General features: G+C 58.8%; 13 protein-coding genes, 4 tRNA genes and 1 riboswitch. Of the genes, 2 read left to right on the top strand and 15 right to left on the bottom strand.

Translation table 11 applies throughout. From position 1 onward, the window contains the following. Positions 1–153: 153 nt before the first annotated feature. Entirely contained in the window at positions 154–1,596 is a 1,443-nt protein-coding gene (gene mgtE, locus QMX93_RS25065; protein ID WP_053122849.1) for a magnesium transporter, read from the bottom strand. 320 nt (positions 1,597–1,916) lie between these two features. Here mgtE and QMX93_RS25060 point away from each other — a divergent pair, with 320 nt between their 5' ends. Continuing rightward, positions 1,917–2,435: a cell envelope protein SmpA gene (locus QMX93_RS25060; protein WP_282358317.1), complete on the top strand. Its 519-nt coding sequence runs from the start codon at positions 1,917–1,919 to the stop codon at positions 2,433–2,435. 19 nt (positions 2,436–2,454) lie between these two features. Here QMX93_RS25060 and QMX93_RS25055 read toward each other — a convergent pair. The 8 genes from QMX93_RS25055 to ltaE form a co-directional block, all read right to left on the bottom strand. Next, a tRNA-Arg gene (locus QMX93_RS25055) sits at positions 2,455–2,531 on the bottom strand. Positions 2,532–2,603: 72 nt separating this feature from the next. Beyond that, a tRNA-Arg gene (locus QMX93_RS25050) sits at positions 2,604–2,680 on the bottom strand. A 71-nt stretch (positions 2,681–2,751) separates the two neighbouring features. Continuing rightward, positions 2,752–2,828 (bottom strand) — tRNA-Arg (locus tag QMX93_RS25045). 107 nt (positions 2,829–2,935) lie between these two features. Beyond that, positions 2,936–3,026 (bottom strand) — tRNA-Ser (locus QMX93_RS25040). A 62-nt stretch (positions 3,027–3,088) separates the two neighbouring features. Further along, on the bottom strand, positions 3,089–3,277 hold the full coding sequence (gene csrA / locus QMX93_RS25035; RefSeq protein ID WP_002554426.1) for a carbon storage regulator CsrA: 189 nt from the start codon (positions 3,275–3,277) through the stop codon (positions 3,089–3,091). Between the two features lie 188 nt (positions 3,278–3,465). Then, positions 3,466–4,707, bottom strand: a complete 1,242-nt coding sequence (locus QMX93_RS25030; RefSeq protein ID WP_053122853.1) for an aspartate kinase — start codon at positions 4,705–4,707, stop codon at positions 3,466–3,468. Between the two features lie 90 nt (positions 4,708–4,797). Then, positions 4,798–7,416: an alanine--tRNA ligase gene (alaS, locus tag QMX93_RS25025; protein WP_282358316.1), complete on the bottom strand. Its 2,619-nt coding sequence runs from the start codon at positions 7,414–7,416 to the stop codon at positions 4,798–4,800. A gap of 146 nt (positions 7,417–7,562) precedes the next feature. Continuing rightward, entirely contained in the window at positions 7,563–8,567 is a 1,005-nt protein-coding gene (ltaE, locus tag QMX93_RS25020) for a low-specificity L-threonine aldolase (protein WP_282358314.1), read from the bottom strand. 198 nt (positions 8,568–8,765) lie between these two features. Next, positions 8,766–8,937: riboswitch (FMN riboswitch) on the top strand. A 101-nt stretch (positions 8,938–9,038) separates the two neighbouring features. On the opposite strand from ltaE, the gene QMX93_RS25015 reads away from it, so the two are divergent. After that, positions 9,039–9,548: a 6,7-dimethyl-8-ribityllumazine synthase gene (locus tag QMX93_RS25015; protein ID WP_007919335.1), complete on the top strand. Its 510-nt coding sequence runs from the start codon at positions 9,039–9,041 to the stop codon at positions 9,546–9,548. 121 nt (positions 9,549–9,669) lie between these two features. Here the strand turns inward: QMX93_RS25015 and astE are convergent, their stop codons facing one another. The 6 genes from astE to aruF all read right to left on the bottom strand — a co-directional run bounded on the left by astE (position 9,670) and on the right by aruF (position 16,113). Next, positions 9,670–10,680 carry a succinylglutamate desuccinylase gene (astE, locus tag QMX93_RS25010; RefSeq protein WP_282358313.1) on the bottom strand — a complete coding sequence of 337 codons (1,011 nt, stop codon included), beginning with the start codon at positions 10,678–10,680 and terminating at the stop codon, positions 9,670–9,672. A 12-nt stretch (positions 10,681–10,692) separates the two neighbouring features. Continuing rightward, positions 10,693–10,983 (bottom strand): hypothetical protein, encoded by a 291-nt coding sequence (locus QMX93_RS25005; protein WP_008077915.1) that lies wholly within the window; start codon positions 10,981–10,983, stop codon positions 10,693–10,695. A gap of 57 nt (positions 10,984–11,040) precedes the next feature. Continuing rightward, positions 11,041–12,387, bottom strand: a complete 1,347-nt coding sequence (gene astB / locus QMX93_RS25000) for an N-succinylarginine dihydrolase (protein ID WP_053122860.1) — start codon at positions 12,385–12,387, stop codon at positions 11,041–11,043. A 163-nt stretch (positions 12,388–12,550) separates the two neighbouring features. Beyond that, the gene (gene astD / locus QMX93_RS24995; RefSeq protein WP_282358319.1) at positions 12,551–14,020 is read right to left on the bottom strand and encodes a succinylglutamate-semialdehyde dehydrogenase; all 1,470 of its coding nucleotides are present in this window, start codon (positions 14,018–14,020) and stop codon (positions 12,551–12,553) included. Further along, complete coding sequence (astA, locus tag QMX93_RS24990) at positions 14,017–15,042, bottom strand: arginine N-succinyltransferase (RefSeq protein ID WP_053122864.1); 1,026 nt, start codon at positions 15,040–15,042, stop codon at positions 14,017–14,019. Before astA ends, astD begins: the two co-directional genes overlap by 4 nt. Positions 15,043–15,093: 51 nt before the next feature. After that, positions 15,094–16,113, bottom strand: a complete 1,020-nt coding sequence (gene aruF / locus QMX93_RS24985; RefSeq protein ID WP_129395121.1) for an arginine/ornithine succinyltransferase subunit alpha — start codon at positions 16,111–16,113, stop codon at positions 15,094–15,096. Positions 16,114–16,253: the final 140 nt, after the last annotated feature.

Below are 16,253 nucleotides of genomic sequence, written 5' to 3'. Positions count from 1 at the left end.
GGATTTATCCCCGCTGGAGTGCGCAGCAGTCCCAATGTTTTTGGGGCCGCTGCGCAGCCCAACGGGGATAAATCCCCTCGCCACAATTGTTCTATATTGTCTGTCAGGCACAAAAAAGCCCGCCAATTTGGCGGGCTCTTTGTTTGCAGCGGGTCAGAGCAGGAAGATTGTCGCCAACCCGAGGAAGATGAAGAAGCCACCGCTGTCGGTCATCGCGGTGATCATCACGCTGGCGCCCATGGCCGGGTCGCGGCCCATCTTGGCCAGCGTCATCGGGATCAGTACGCCCATCAGCGCTGCCAGCAGCAGGTTGAGCGTCATTGCCGCCGTCATCACCACACCCAACGACCAGCTGCCGTAGAGCAGATAAGCGACCACACCGATCACCCCGCCCCAGACCAGGCCGTTGATCAAACCTACGGCCAGTTCCTTGCGCATCAGACGCGAGGTATTGCCGGTGCTGACCTGATCGAGCGCCATCGCGCGAACGATCATGGTGATCGTCTGGTTACCGGAGTTGCCACCAATACCCGCCACGATCGGCATCAACGCCGCCAGCGCTACCAGCTTCTCGATCGAGCCTTCAAACAGGCCGATCACACGGGACGCAACAAACGCGGTGATCAGGTTGACTGCCAGCCACGCCCAACGGTTACGCAGCGATTTCCACACGGAGGCGAAGATGTCTTCCTCTTCACGCAGACCCGCCATGTTGAGGACTTCGTTTTCGCTCTCTTCACGAATCAGGTCGACCATTTCGTCGATGGTCAGACGGCCGATCAGCTTGCCGTTCTTGTCGACCACCGGGGCCGAGATCAAGTCATAACGCTCGAACGCCTGAGCGGCATCGTAAGCGTCTTCGTCCGGATGGAAACTCACCGGGTCGCTGGCCATCACCTCGGCCACTTGTTTGTCCGGATCGTTGACCAGCAAACGTTTGATCGGCAGCACGCCCTTGAGCACGCCGTCGTAATCGACCACAAACAGTTTGTCGGTATGGCCCGGCAGCTCTTTGAGACGGCGCAGATAACGCAGCACCACTTCGAGGCTGACATCCTCACGGATCGTCACCATCTCGAAGTCCATCAGCGCACCGACCTGCTCCTCGTCATAAGACAGGGCCGAACGCACGCGCTCACGCTGCTGGTTATCAAGGCTCTCCATCAGGCCATGGACGACGTCTCGCGGCAGCTCGGAAGCCAGGTCAGCAAGTTCGTCGGCGTCCATGTCCTTGGCTGCAGCCAGGAGCTCGTGATCGTCCATGTCGGCGATCAGCGTTTCACGAACGGAATCGGATACTTCGAGAAGAATGTCGCCGTCGCGATCAGCCTTGACCAGTTGCCAGAGCGTCAGACGATCGTCCAGCGGCAAGGCTTCAAGAATGTAGGCAACGTCAGCGGAGTGCAGATCATCGAGTTTGCGTTGCAACTCGACCAGATTCTGCCGGTGAACCAGGTTTTCCACCCGGTCGTTGTGCGCGCCTTCCTGGCGATGAGTCAGGTCTTCGACGACTCGTTGGCGCTGCAGCAGCTCGACCACTTGGGCCAGGCGATCCTGCAGGCTTTCCTGTGTTTTCTTTACTTCGATTTCGGACATAGGCGAACTCCACTCCCAGCAGCGGGGCACGCCGGAAGAATCAATCAGTCAATTCATGATTGGTGAAACGGGTTACTGAACAACTACTGGGTAAGTCCATGGAGGTTTTCCATAAGCCCCGGCGGGGCTGACGGGCGCAATGATACACGCCTGACGGTTTAATACGTTAAAAAATCACGGCTGAAACAAGCGCTTGCGAGACAAACCTGAGCGCCATCCTGATCCATGCAAATGCGACGACTCATCTTGAAAAGAAAACACACCGGCAGCGCAAAATGTAGCGGCTACCCTTGAGCGTAGATCGTCATGGAGGACGTCGAATGCCACTCAAATCATCTTTATTCGTAATGACTTTTTTGCTCTGCCTACCGCACGCAGGGGCCACCACTACATTGCATCGCTGCGAAGCACCTGACGGCAGCATCACGTTTACCACGATGAGTTGCGCGCACGGCGAACACCTCTCCGTGCAGGAAGTGCACCCCTACTCGCCCGGATCTGTCGTGGCGGTGATGCCTGAAGCCAATCACGAAGAAACATCCGGTATGAATACCAGAGGCCGAGCACCGGGCATTGTCGGCGGCGCGGAGCACATCTGCGGCAACGTGATCGACGCGAGACAACGCCGCCAGGCGATCATCAATCGACGCGTTATCGCCGGGATGAGCGCGCAAGATGTCGAAAGCGCTTTAGGCAAGCCGGACAAGATCAATATTCGGACATCGACGACCACGTATCGTTACGACCTCAAGCGAGGCCGAACAGCACAAATCGATTTTGATCAGAGGGGATGCGTGAAGGAAAAAGCCAAGTCCCGGACAGCAAAAAGCCCGCGATAAACGCGGGCTTTTCGGTATATGGTGCACTCGACAGGATTCGAACCTGTGACCGCTCGGTTCGTAGCCGAGTACTCTATCCAGCTGAGCTACGAGTGCATTTTGTGTTTTTAGCCCAGACCACAACTGGATGAAGCCAAGTTATCTGCATTGCTGCAAGTAACTCTTAAATGGTGCACTCGACAGGATTCGAACCTGTGACCGCTCGGTTCGTAGCCGAGTACTCTATCCAGCTGAGCTACGAGTGCATTTGTGTTTTTAGACCAGATCACATCTGGTTGAAGCCAAGTCATTTACATTGCTGTAACTGACTCTTAAATGGTGCACTCGACAGGATTCGAACCTGTGACCGCTCGGTTCGTAGCCGAGTACTCTATCCAGCTGAGCTACGAGTGCATTTGTTGCGCCGCATTATAGCCCGTCTAATCTCTATTCCAACCACTTTTTCTATTAATTTCAACAACTTACAGAAAAAGCCAGATTACGACGTACTAAGCAAATAATGGCGGAGAACGGGGGATTCGAACCCCCGACACCCTTTTGAGGTGTACTCCCTTAGCAGGGGAGCGCCTTCGGCCACTCGGCCAGCTCTCCGCAACACGGGGCGTATCTTAACCAACCTTTTCCCCGTTTGCAAACATAAAAATCGATAAAAATTAATGGCTTGGTTCTTCGTCCTTCTCTTTCTTTATACGCAGGTAAATTTCCTCACGGTGCACGGCAACCTCTTTCGGCGCGTTCACACCGATGCGCACTTGGTTTCCTTTAACGCCGAGCACGGTCACGGTGATTTCGCCGTCACCGATAATCAGGCTTTCTGCGCACCGACGGGTCAGAATCAGCATACCTTTCTCCTTACGCAATTCAGTTCAGGGACAACAGTCTGCAAAAAAAAGGCACCCGACCTACAACCGGAGCGATCGTAGCCCTACATGCCTGAGTATTGACCAGCGCGAGCAAAAGAACAGTCAGGGCTCACGCCATTCAAAAAAATAAAGGGCGCGGTCAGACCGCGCCCTTCAGTTGAACGGAATTACTCGCCTTGACGGGCCGGCGCATCCAGTTCGAAAGCCGTGTGCAGAGCGCGCACGGCCAGTTCCAGGTACTTCTCTTCAATCACAACGGAAACCTTGATTTCCGAAGTCGAGATCATCTGGATGTTGATGCTTTCTTTTGCCAGCGATTCGAACATGCGGCTGGCCACGCCTGCGTGGGAACGCATGCCGACGCCGACGATCGAGACCTTGGCAATCTTGATGTCGCCAACCACTTCACGGGCACCGATCTCGCGAGCAGTGTTTTCCAGCACGTTCTGTGCAGCCTGGAAGTCGTTGCGGTGTACGGTGAAGGTGAAGTCGGTGGTGTTATCGTGCGCGACGTTCTGCACGATCATGTCGACTTCGATGTTCGCGGCACTGATCGGGCCGAGAATCTTGAACGCCACGCCCGGGGTGTCTGGCACGCCACGGATGGTCAGCTTGGCTTCATCGCGATTGAAAGCGATGCCGGAAATGATCGGCTGTTCCATGGTTTCCTCTTCATCAATAGTAATGAGGGTGCCCGGACCCTCCTTGAAGCTGTGCAGTACGCGCAGCGGAACGTTGTACTTGCCGGCGAATTCCACGGCACGGATCTGCAACACCTTGGAACCGAGGCTGGCCATTTCCAGCATCTCTTCGAAGGTGATCTTGTCCAGACGCTGAGCGACCGGCACAACGCGCGGATCGGTGGTGTAAACACCATCAACGTCGGTGTAGATCTGGCACTCGTCAGCCTTCAACGCAGCAGCCAGTGCCACGCCGGTGGTGTCGGAACCGCCACGACCGAGGGTGGTAATGTTGCCGTGCTCGTCGACGCCCTGGAAACCGGCGACAACTACCACGCGACCTGCTTTCAGATCACCACGAATCTTCTGGTCATCAATCTGCAAGATACGCGCTTTATTGTGCGCACTGTCGGTCAGGATCCGCACCTGATTACCGGTGTACGACACCGCCGGCACACCGCGCTTGATCAGCGCCATGGCCAACAGGGCAATCGTCACCTGCTCACCGGTGGAAACAATCACGTCCAGCTCACGCGGAACCGGTTGACCGTCGCCACTGATTTGCTTGGCCAGATCGATCAGACGGTTGGTTTCGCCGCTCATTGCAGACAGCACAACCACCAGGTCATCGCCGGCATCGCGGAATTTCTTAACCTTGTCGGCGACCTGCTCGATTCTCTCGACAGTACCGACCGAGGTGCCTCCAAATTTCTGTACGATCAAAGCCATTTCAAAGCCGCCTCTGCCCATGAAGGGCGCCCAATAATCACTCGAACAGCCGCCGCGCCCGCCACTAGACTGCGGGCCCGACGGACCGTCTTATAAACCCTGCTCGACGAATGGAACGGTCAGCGCCAGTGCACCATCCAGCGCGCCGGCATCAACGCCACCGCCCTGCGCCATGTCCGGACGACCACCGCCCTTCCCGCCCACTGCCGCAGCAGCTTGCTTCATCAAATCACCGGCTTTGAGTTGGCCAGTCAGGTCTTTGGTTACGCCTGCAACCAGAACGACCTTTTCCTCATGGACACTGCCGAGCAGGATCACTGCGCGGCCGAGTTTGTTCTTCAACTGATCAACCAGCGCCAGCAGCGCCTTGGCGTCCTGACCATCCAGACGTGCGGCCAAAACCTTCACGCCTTTGACGTCCAGTGCCGAGGACGACAGATCGTCCCCCGCCGCGCTCGCCGCCTTGGCTTGCAACTGCTCGAGTTGCTTCTCCAGTTGGCGGTTGCGCTCGAGCACAGCCGACAGCTTGTCGATCAGGTTGTCGCGGCTGCCCTTGACCAGGCTGGCCGCTTCCTTGAGTTGTTCTTCTGCAGCATTCAAATACGCCAGTGCCGCAGCACCGGTGACCGCTTCGATACGACGCACGCCCGAAGCCACACCGCCTTCGCTGATGATTTTCAGCAGGCCGATGTCGCCGGTACGGTTGGCGTGGATACCGCCGCACAGTTCGACGGAGAAATCGCCACCCATGCTCAGCACGCGCACGTTGTCGCCGTACTTCTCGCCGAACAGCGCCATCGCGCCTTTGTTCTTCGCGGTTTCGATGTCGGTTTCTTCGGTTTCAACGGCGGAGTTCTTGCGAATCTCGGCGTTGACGATGTCTTCCAGCGCTTTGATCTGCTCAGGCTTGATCGCTTCAAAGTGGCTGAAGTCGAAACGCAGACGCTGGCTATCCACCATCGAACCTTTCTGCTGAACGTGCTCGCCCAGAACCTGGCGCAATGCCGCGTGCAGCAAGTGGGTGGCCGAGTGGTTCAACGAAGTGGCGTGACGCACTTCGGCGTCGACGTGGGTTTCCACTGGCGCGCCGATGGTCAGGCTGCCCGAATCCAGCACACCGTGGTGCAGGAATGCGCCGCCGGTTTTGGTGGTGTCGCGCACGTCGAAACGGCTGCTGCCGGCCTGCAGATAACCGCAGTCGCCGATCTGGCCGCCGGACTCAGCGTAGAACGGCGTCTGATTCAGAACGATCACCGCCTCTTCGCCTTCATTCAAGACGTCGACCGACTGGCCATCTTTATAGATAGCAACGATTTTTGCCGAACCGCTGGTGTCTTTGTAACCGGTGAACTCGGTGGCCACGTCAACCTTGACCAAGGTGTTGTAGTCCAGACCGAACGAGCTGGCCGAACGCGCACGCACACGCTGAGCTTCCATCTCACGTTCGAAGCCGACTTCATCGACAGTCAGGCTGCGCTCGCGGGCGATGTCGGCGGTCAGGTCCATCGGGAAACCATAGGTGTCGTAGAGTTTGAACACTACGTCGCCCGGCACCACGGTGCCTTTGAGTTCCAGCAGATCCTGCTCGAGAATTTTCAGGCCGTGCTCCAGAGTCTTGGAGAACTGCTCTTCTTCAGCCTTGAGCACGCGCTCGATGTTGCTTTGCTGCTTTTTCAGTTCCGGGAAGGCTTCGCCCATCTCGGCAACCAGTGCGGCAACGATCTTATAGAAGAAGCTGCCGGTAGCGCCCAGCTTGTTACCGTGACGGCAAGCGCGACGGATGATCCGGCGCAGTACATAACCGCGACCTTCGTTGGACGGCAGCACGCCGTCGGCGATCAGGAAACCGCACGAACGGATGTGGTCGGACACGACTTTCAACGAAGACTGATCGCCGTTTTCGCAGCCGATCGCTTCAGCCGAGGCCTTCAGCAAGTTCTTGAACAGGTCGATGTCGTAGTTGGAATTGACGTGCTGCATCACCGCACTGATCCGCTCCAGGCCCATGCCGGTGTCGACCGACGGCGCTGGCAACGGATGCAAGACGCCATCGGCGGTGCGGTTGAACTGCATGAACACGTTGTTCCAGATCTCGATGTAACGGTCGCCGTCTTCTTCCGGCGAGCCCGGCGGGCCGCCCCAGATGTGGTCGCCGTGATCGTAGAAAATCTCGGTGCATGGGCCGCACGGGCCGGTATCGCCCATGGTCCAGAAGTTGTCGGAGGCGTACGGCGCGCCTTTGTTGTCGCCGATACGGATCATGCGCTCGACCGGCACACCGACTTCTTTGGTCCAGATGTCATACGCTTCGTCGTCGGAGGCGTAGACGGTGACCCAGAGTTTTTCCTTCGGCAGTTGCAGAACGCCGGTCAGGAAAGTCCACGCGTAAGTAATCGCGTCCTTCTTGAAATAGTCACCGAAGCTGAAGTTACCGAGCATTTCGAAGAACGTGTGGTGACGAGCGGTATAACCGACGTTTTCCAGGTCACTGTTCTTGCCACCGGCACGCACGCATTTCTGGCTGCTGGTCGCACGGGTGTACGCACGTTTTTCCTGGCCCAGGAAGCAGTCCTTGAACTGGTTCATCCCCGCGTTAGTGAACAGCAGGGTTGGGTCGTTGCCCGGAATCAAAGAGCTGGAGGCTACACGGGTGTGGCCTTGCTCTTCGAAGAAGCGAAGGAAGGCTTCACGGATTTCTGCGCTTTTCATTAGGTTCTTCCACGGAGGCTGCGGCCAAAGGCCTGTTCGAAACGTCAACAGACGAAGCGACGGCAAAGGGCCGCATTATATCGGCCCTGCGCGCGGGGTACAGCGTGTTTATACGATAGAAACGGTCAATTGGACGGCTAACGCTGTCACTTGCGCGAAAAGTCGACGAATGTCGCGATCACTTGCTCGATTTGCGCGCGACTGACGTCCATGTGCGTGACCATACGCAGACGCGCGGCGGCGCTCAACTTGATCCCGCGTTCGCCGGCAAACGCCTTGATCGCTTCGGCTTTGTCGCCCATTTGCACATAAACCATGTTGGTTTGCACCGGTTCAACGCTGAAACCTGCTTCACGCAGACCATCGGCCAAAAACTGCGCGTTGGCGTGGTCATCCGCCAGACGCTCGACGTTGTGATCCAGCGCATACAGCCCCGCCGCCGCCAGCAATCCGGCCTGACGCATGCCGCCGCCGACCATTTTGCGCAAACGGCGGGCCTTGCCGATCAGTTGCTCGGAACCGCACAGCACCGATCCCACTGGCGCACCGAGGCCTTTGGACAGGCACACCGATACCGAATCGAAATGCTGGGTGATTTCCCGCGCATCGACACCTAGCTTGACCGCGGCGTTGTAAAGCCGCGCGCCGTCGAGGTGCAACTGCAGGCCATTGTCCTGGGTGAATTTACGCGCCCGCGCCAGATATTCCAGCGGCAGCACTTTGCCTTGCATGGTGTTTTCCAGCGCCAGCAAGCGGGTGCGAGCGAAATGGAAGTCGTCCGGCTTGATCGCCGCCGCGACTTGATCCAGATCCAGCGAACCGTCGGCCTGCACTTCCAGCGGCTGCGGTTGAATCGAACCGAGCACCGCCGCGCCGCCGCCCTCGTACTTGTAGGTGTGCGCCTGCTGACCCACGACATATTCGTCGCCGCGCTCGCAGTGCGCCATCAATCCCAACAGATTGCTCATGGTGCCGGTCGGCACAAACAGCGCGGCGGCAAAGCCCAAGCGTTTAGCCAGTTCGGCTTCCAGACGATTGACCGTCGGGTCTTCGCCGTACACATCGTCACCGGTGTCGGCCGCGGTCATCGCGTCGAGCATGGCGGGTGTCGGTTGGGTGACGGTGTCGCTGCGAAGATCAATAACGCTCATGAACCTGGCCTCAATTCAGCAGGGGAAATCCCTTTACGAAGTGGAATTACTGCGGTCATGGCGCGGATTAATCAACCCTTGCGCAAGGATTTTTCGTTTCAAGGCTTTCAGGTTTTCGATGGCAATCATCAAAAAGGCGCAATGCACAGACACAAAATCTGTGTTAAAAACGCTGCGCCGCCCGCGAAAGGGCGGCAAAAACGTTCTCAGGGCGGGGTGCAATTCCCCACCGGCGGTAATTGCGCGCAATGCGCATAGCCCGCGAGCGCTTGGCGACGAATACGACTTCGGTTGAGATCGGCGGCAAGGTCAGCAGACCCGGTGTGATCCCGGGGCCGACGGTCATAGTCCGGATGAAGAGAGAACGGGATTAACGCCAAAGGGCCGTCCGCGCGATGTTGTGCGTGTGCGCACCCTTGAATCCCTTTCGATTCATAACGCCCTGTTTTTCACACAAACAGGAGTCAGAACATGCAACCCACCGCTATCGACAGCAAAAGCAAACACCCACACGGCGAGCGCGTTGCGTTCATCCAGGCCTGCTGGCACAAAGAAATCGTCGACCAGAGCCGAAAAGGCTTCGTCGCCGAAATGATTGCCCTGGGTTATCAGGAATCCGACATCGACATCTTCGAAGTCGGCGGCGCTTTTGAGATGCCTCTACACGCCAAGTTGCTGGCCAAAACCGGTCGTTATGCCGGCATCGTTGCCGCAGCCCTGGTGGTGGATGGTGGCATCTACCGTCACGAGTTCGTCGCCCAATCGGTGGTCAGCGGCCTGATGCAAGTGCAGTTGGAAACCGAAGTGCCGGTGTTCTCGGTGTCGCTGACGCCGCATCACTTCCATGCGGGTGACGAGCATCAGAAGTTCTTCTTTGAGCACTTTGTACACAAGGGTCAGGAAGCGGCACGGACTTGCGCGGATACGCTGCGCAAGGTTCGCGCACTGCGCCGTACTGAGCCGCATGCAGTAGCGGTCTAAGTCTCTAAAGATCGTTCCCACGCTCTGCGTGGGAATGCCTCAATGGACGCTCTGCGTCCGCTTTGAGACGCGGAGCGTCCCGGGCTGCATTCCCACGCGGAGCGTGGGAACGATCATTGGGTCAGGCGAGGTTTTCGTCGCTGGTCGGGACGATCAGGATGCCCGCGCGCAAGCCGTTCTTGACCTTGGGATTTGGGAAGATGATACGCGCGCCCTCTTCCTCAATGATCCAGCGGGTATTGGCCAGATCTTCGGCCAACACATAACCCACCTCCAACTCGGAAAAGTTTTCAATGTCCTGCGGCAGGTTCAAGCGGAACGCATCGCTGTGCTTGATGATTTCCCGCGCGACACTGAACAGCTGCAAACCATCCAGCTGCGCTTCAGCCATCTCTGGTTCAGTGCCTTCAATGATCTGCTTTAAGCGAGTTTCCAGCAGCGAGACGTTAACCCCGTCGTTCTGCCCGAACGGCCGCGCCTTGCCCAGTTCCAGCGTGAAAGCCTCGGCGCCGAGCTTGTCGTAGGTGTAAGAGCTGAACACGATCGAAGGTTTGTTCTGCAGCAGCACCGCTTCCATCCCGGCAGCGCGCAGGCGCGCCAGTTCAAGGCGTGAATGCTGACGACCTTCTTTCCACGGATACAGCGCGAACTGCTCGATCTTCGAGCCGCGAATCGCTGTGTGCAGGTCGTAGTGCAGGCGCTGGCGATCCGGCAGGCTGAAGAAACTCGCCGCCAAACGTTCCAGCTCACAGGCTCGCAGCGCTTCTGAGCCACTGCTTTGTTCGTGACGGCCATTGAACAGCCGATTGACGTCCTGCTCGACAAAGCGCTCGCCTTTGCGAATCGCCTCGGGGTTGCCGAACAGAAACAGAATGCGTGCGCGCGGCTTCAGATCGCCGCGTGCGATGTCGTGCAGCAGCCGATCAAGCAACTCGATCGGCGCTGTTTCGTTGCCATGGATCCCTGCCGACAGCAGTAGATCCAGGCCATTGTCGCGCGCTTCGGGTGGCCGGACTTCCAGCGCCCCTTCGCTCAACCAGCGCATGCGCACGCCTTCGACAGTCAGTTGAGTCTTCTCCGCCGGTTCGCGGCCGGCGAGGGTCAGTTCAAGCAGTTTGCCGAGGGCGAGCATAGAGCGGTTTCCTTAGTGGTCGTGGTTGCAATCCGGGCCGTGCACGTGGTCTTCGTCGTCGCCAGCGTCAGCCGGTTCCATTTCCAGTTGCAGACTTACCAGATTAGTCGCCAATGGGCGCAGCAGCAGGTTGGCGTATTCGGCGTCACCTTCTTCAACGTCCACGCCGATCAGCAACTGGCCACGGCCGTCCTGCTGAATCCACAGCTCTTTGCCTTGCCACATGACCGCAACGCGGGTGCAGGAGGTCTCCAGTTGCGTGCCGTCGGTGTCTTCAAGGATCAGCTGCAGGGAATCGCTCATGTTTTTACTCTCTTGGTGAGACAAGCCGCGCGCCGCGTTCAGGCGGCGCGCCGGCCATCAATTGATCTGGAATGGATAAACCGCGCCCAGTTTAAGGATTTGCGTCAGTTCATCCAGTGCCGTCCGGCATTCAAGCAACAACTGCGGATCCGCCAGATCGGTTTCGCTCAGGCGGTCGCGGTAGTGCTTCTCGACCCATGCGGTCAACGAACCGTACAACGGTGCCGTCATGATAACCCCTGGGTTGACCGCCGCCAGTTCGGTTTCGTTGAGCGCGACGCGCAGTCGCAGGCACGCCGGGCCACCACCGTTCTGCATGCTTTGCTTGAGATCGAAAACTTTCACTTCGCGGATCAGACCGCCGGAGCTGGTCAGGCTTTGCAGGTAAGCCCAGACGCGTTCGTTGGCCTGGCACTCTTGCGGCACGATCAACAGCATCGAACCGTCAGGACGCGAGAGCAATTGGCTGTTGAACAGGTACGAGCGCACCGCGTCATCCACGGTGACTGCCGAACGCGGCACACACACCGATTGGAAGTTACCACCGACTTTAGCCAGTTTGCTTTGCAGTTCGGCCAGCATCGACTCGGTGTCGAGGAACGCGTCCTCGTGATAGAACAAGACCTCGCCATTACCCACAGCAATCACGTCGTTGTGGAACACGCCCTGATCGATCACGTTCGGGTTCTGCTGGGCGTAAACCACACCTTCATCACGCAGACCGTGCAGACGCGCAACCGCTTGCGAAGCTTCGAGAGTCTGCCGCGCCGGGTACTTTTGCGGCGCCGGGAAACGATTGTCGAACGCGCTGCGACCGAACACAAAGAACTCAACGCCCGCCTCGCCGTACTCACGGCAGAAACGTGTGTGGTTGGCCGCGCCTTCATCACCGAACTGCGCCACCGCCGGCAACGCGGCGTGATGGGCGAAGTGCTGCTGATTGGCGAACATTGCGCCGAGCACACGGCTGGTGGTCGGGTGCTCGATGCTGCGGTGGTATTTGCAATTGAGGTTGGCGGCGGTGAAATGCACGCGACCGTCAGCAGTGTCGGCACTCGGGCTGACCGTGGCGGCGTTGGCCACCCACATGCTCGACGCCGAGCAACTGGCGACCAACAGCGGCATGGCTTCTTTGGCGGCGCGCTCAATGACTTGAGCGTCGGTACCGCTGAAACCCAGACGGCGCAATGCGGCTACGTCCGGACGCTCTTGCGGCGCCAGCACACCTTGCTGAAAGCCCATTTCCATCAGCGCTTTCATCTTCGCCAGACCTTGCAGCGCCGCTTCCTTCGGATTCGAGGATTGCTGGCTGTTGCTCTGGGACGCAACGTTGCCGTAGGACAGACCACCGTAGTTATGGGTCGGCCCCACTAGACCGTCAAAATTGACTTCATAGGATTTCATCAGCGAGGCTCCACGAGAATCTGTTGTTATAGGCTTCAGGTAACAATTCAGTCAGACCGCGTCGCGGCTATCGCGAGCAGGCTCACTCCTACAGGTTTAGCGCTGAACACATATGTTGTGTACGACACAAGTCCTGTAGGAGTGAGCCTGCTCGCGATGGCCGTTACGCCATTTTCACGCCTGGCGTGAGGGTCGATGGCAACACCAGGCTCGGGGTTTCCAGCGACGCTACCGGGTACGCGCAGTAATCCGCTGCGTAATAGGCGCTGGCGCGATGGTTGCCCGAAGCACCGACACCACCAAACGGCGCGCTGCTCGCAGCGCCGGTCAGCTGTTTGTTCCAGTTGACGATGCCGGCACGGCTTTCCAGCCAGAATTGCTGATAGCGCGCTTCGGAATCCGACAGCAAACCAGCAGCAAGCCCATAAGCGGTGTTGTTGGCTTCAACGATCGCTGCTTCAAAATCGACGTAGCGGATCACTTGCAGCAACGGGCCGAACAGCTCTTCGTCCGGACGCTCGGCAACCGCCGTCACATCAACGATGCCCGGCGTCAGCAACGCGGCTTGTGCTTGCGGCTGAGTCATTTCCAGCAGCGACACCGCGCCGTTGGCCAGCAGATGTTCTTGAGCGTCCATCAGCGCTTTCGCCGCGCCGAGGGAAATCACCGAGCCCATGAACGGTGCCGGTTGCTGATCGAATGCGCCGACTTCAATGGTCGCGCTGACTTCAACCAGACGCTTGAGCAGGCTGTCGCCCCACGCGCCTTGCGGCACCAGCAGACGACGGGCACAGGTGCAACGCTGACCGGCAGAGATGAACGCTGACTGAATAATCGTGTAAACCGCCGCATCCAGATCCGCGACCTGATCAACCACCAGCGGGTTGTTACCACCCATTTCCAGCGCCAGAATCTTGTCCGGACGACCGGCGAATTGCTGGTGCAGATGATTGCCCGTGCGGCTCGAACCGGTGAAGAACAAACCATCGATGCCCGGGTTCGCGGCCAGCGCGATACCAGTTTCCCGGGCGCCTTGCAGCAGGTTCAGAACACCCGCCGGCAGACCGGCTTCGATCCAGCACTTGACCGTCAGTTCGGCCACTTTCGGCGTCAGTTCGCTTGGCTTGAACAGCACGCTGTTACCCGCCAGCAGCGCCGGCACGATGTGGCCGTTCGGCAAGTGCCCAGGGAAATTGTAAGGGCCGAACACTGCAACCACGCCGTGCGGCTTGTGGCGCAGCACAGCAGTGGCGTCGCCCAAAGGGCCGCTCTTCTCGCCGGTACGCTCGCGGTAGCTCTGCACCGAAATCGCGATCTTGTTGACCATGCTGGTCACTTCGGTTGCCGATTCCCACAGCGGTTTACCGGTCTCTTCACCGATGGTGCGAGCCAGTTCGTCAGCGTGGTTTTTCAGCGACGCGGCGAAAGCCTCAAGCACCGTGATGCGCTCGTCCAGCGTGCGACGCGCCCAACCCGGGAACGCCTGACGCGCAGCTTGCACAGCCGATTCAACCTGAGCCGCCGTGGCGCCCTCCCCCGACCACAGCACTTGCTGGGTCACCGGGTTCAGCGATTGAAAGGCCTCGCCCTGACCGGCCAGCCACTCACCTGCGATGTATAGCGAATTCATTATTTCGACTCCCGTGCAGCGGACAACGCCACGGCGCGCACTTGATCGCCAGCGTTGAGTTGAAGACGTTTGGCGGTCTGCGGATCGACCACCAAAGTCCCGGCAGCGAGACGCGCCGGCGCAGCGGTGATGCGGCAGTCTTCGCGCTTGCGGTTATGGATGATGAACGGCGTGGCGTCGTCGCCCGGCGTACCCACGGCGAGCACCAGCGCTTCGCTGTCACGCACCGCGCGGATCTTGCCGGTTTCGCATTCGATGGCCGGACCAGCGTCGAAGATGTCGACGTAACCCTGATAGCTGAAACCTTCGCCCTTGAGCATCGCCAAGGCAGGCTCGGTGTCCGGGTGAACCTGGCCGATGACCTGACGTGCGCCTTCGGACAGGAAGCAGGTGTACAGCGGGAATTTTGGCATCAGTTCAGCGATGAACGCCTTGTTGCCGACACCGGTGAGGTAGTCGGCCTGGCTGAATTCCATCTTGAAGAAGTGCCGACCGAGGCTTTCCCAGAACGGCGAACGACCGGCGTCATCGGAGACACCGCGCATTTCGGCGATGATCTTGTTGCCGAACAATTCAGGGAATTCCGCGATGAACAGCATCCGCGCCTTCGACAGCATGCGACCGTTCAGACCGCTGCGGTAATCGGCGTGCAGGAACAACGAGCACAGCTCGGAATTACCGGTCAGGTCGTTGGCGAGAAACAGCGTCGGAATCTCGCGATAGATATTCAGTTCTTGCGAGGCGCTGACGGTGAGGCCGACACGGAAGTTGTACCAAGGTTCACGCATGCCGACCGCGCCGGCAATGGCGGAAATCCCCACCACGCGGCCGTCGTCGTCTTCGAGCACGAACAGGTAGTCCGCATCACCACGGCCAGCTTCGCCGCGAAAGGTCTTCTCGGCCCAGCCGACCCGATGGGCCAGACGCTCTTCGTTGGCCGGCAATGTGGTCAGGCCGGTGCCGGTGCTACGGGCCAGGTCGATCAGCGCGGATAAATCGCTGCTGCGTACGGGACGAACAATCATGCTATCTCCTCAAACGGGCCGCCTTCGCCACCCGTGAAACTCGCTAAGGCGTTAAACCGCCACCAGGCGCACGCTGGCACCTTCACCGACGCCCAAGGCTTCGGCCGCTTCCAGATCCAGAGTCACCGGTTTGCCCGGCGCGTAATCCAGTTCCAGCAGCACCGCGCGGTAATCCTGCAACTGCGCGTTGGCCACCAGATACTGGCGTCCGGCGCCTTTCACCGGCTCGCCGATCTTCACTGGCACCACGCGGCTTTGGGCGATCGAACGGATCCCCGAAACACGCGCATGCAGGGTCGGGCCACCGTCGAAAATGTCGATGTAGTGATCGGTCTCGAAGCCTTCGCGCATCAGGATGTCGAAGGTGATCTGCGCACGCGGGTGCACCTGGCCCATCGCCTCTTGAGCAGAGTCCGGCAGCAACGGCACGTAGATCGGGTAATGCGGCATCAGCTCGGCGAGGAACGTGCGGCTTTTCAGCCCGCACAGGCGTTCGGCTTCGGCGTAATTGAGGTCGAAGAAGTTACGACCAATCGCGTCCCAGAACGGCGAGTCGCCATTCTCATCGCTGTAACCAACGATCTCGGTCACCACCGAATCAGCGAAACGTTCGGGATGGCTGGCGACGAACAGCAGACGGCCACGGGAATTCAGCTCCGACCACGGCGACCCGACCAGCTCACGCTGCACGTAGAAACTGGTCAGCAAGCTGTTGCCGGTCAGGTCGTGGCACTGCGAGAGCACGTGAATCTTGTTGTGGATCTTCAACTCGCGGGAGGCGTGGACGAAGGTCTCGTTACGGAAGCTGTAGAACGGCTCCGAGTAACCGGCCGAGGCGACAATCGCCGAGCAGCCTACGAGCTTGCCGGTGGTGGAATCTTCGAGGACGAAGAAGTAACTCTCTTCACCGTTGAAGCTCACTTCGGCAGAAAACGACGCTTCGCTCGCGGCGATCTTGTCGCTCAGACGTTCCACGTCATCCGGCAAGGAAGTGACACCAATCGGGCTGTCCGCAGCCAGACGCTGTACCTCGCCCAGATCAGCCATTTGCGCGGGGCGCATCACCAGCATGGTGTCACTCCTTTTCTCTTATCAATTCACAGAAAAAATAACCGGGCCTACATGGAGATCAATGTAGGAGTGAGCCTGCTCGCGATTGCGGTCTGTCAGAAACCAATGAGTTGACTGACATAACGCAATCGCGAGCAGGC

The sequence above is a fragment of the Pseudomonas sp. PS01303 genome (assembly GCF_029959385.1).
Lineage (GTDB): Bacteria > Pseudomonadota > Gammaproteobacteria > Pseudomonadales > Pseudomonadaceae > Aquipseudomonas > Aquipseudomonas rustica.
The sequence above is the reverse complement of the archived record's forward strand: the minus strand, read 5'-3'. Positions and strand labels throughout refer to the sequence as shown.

Excerpts from the sequence above, each read along its gene's own strand:
- QMX93_RS25030 (WP_053122853.1), bottom strand. The coding sequence starts at position 4,707 with ATGGCTTTGATCGTACAGAAATTTGGAGGCACCTCGGTCGGTACTGTC.
- mgtE (WP_053122849.1), bottom strand. The coding sequence starts at position 1,596 with ATGTCCGAAATCGAAGTAAAGAAAACACAGGAAAGCCTGCAGGATCGC.
- ltaE (WP_282358314.1), bottom strand. The coding sequence starts at position 8,567 with ATGAGCGTTATTGATCTTCGCAGCGACACCGTCACCCAACCGACACCC.
- QMX93_RS25005 (WP_008077915.1), bottom strand. The coding sequence starts at position 10,983 with ATGAGCGATTCCCTGCAGCTGATCCTTGAAGACACCGACGGCACGCAA.
- csrA (WP_002554426.1), bottom strand. The coding sequence starts at position 3,277 with ATGCTGATTCTGACCCGTCGGTGCGCAGAAAGCCTGATTATCGGTGAC.
- QMX93_RS25060 (WP_282358317.1), top strand. The coding sequence starts at position 1,917 with ATGCCACTCAAATCATCTTTATTCGTAATGACTTTTTTGCTCTGCCTA.
- astA (WP_053122864.1), bottom strand. The coding sequence starts at position 15,042 with ATGATTGTTCGTCCCGTACGCAGCAGCGATTTATCCGCGCTGATCGAC.
- QMX93_RS25015 (WP_007919335.1), top strand. The coding sequence starts at position 9,039 with ATGCAACCCACCGCTATCGACAGCAAAAGCAAACACCCACACGGCGAG.
- astB (WP_053122860.1), bottom strand. The coding sequence starts at position 12,387 with ATGAAATCCTATGAAGTCAATTTTGACGGTCTAGTGGGGCCGACCCAT.
- alaS (WP_282358316.1), bottom strand. The coding sequence starts at position 7,416 with ATGAAAAGCGCAGAAATCCGTGAAGCCTTCCTTCGCTTCTTCGAAGAG.
- aruF (WP_129395121.1), bottom strand. The coding sequence starts at position 16,113 with ATGCTGGTGATGCGCCCCGCGCAAATGGCTGATCTGGGCGAGGTACAG.
- astE (WP_282358313.1), bottom strand. The coding sequence starts at position 10,680 with ATGCTCGCCCTCGGCAAACTGCTTGAACTGACCCTCGCCGGCCGCGAA.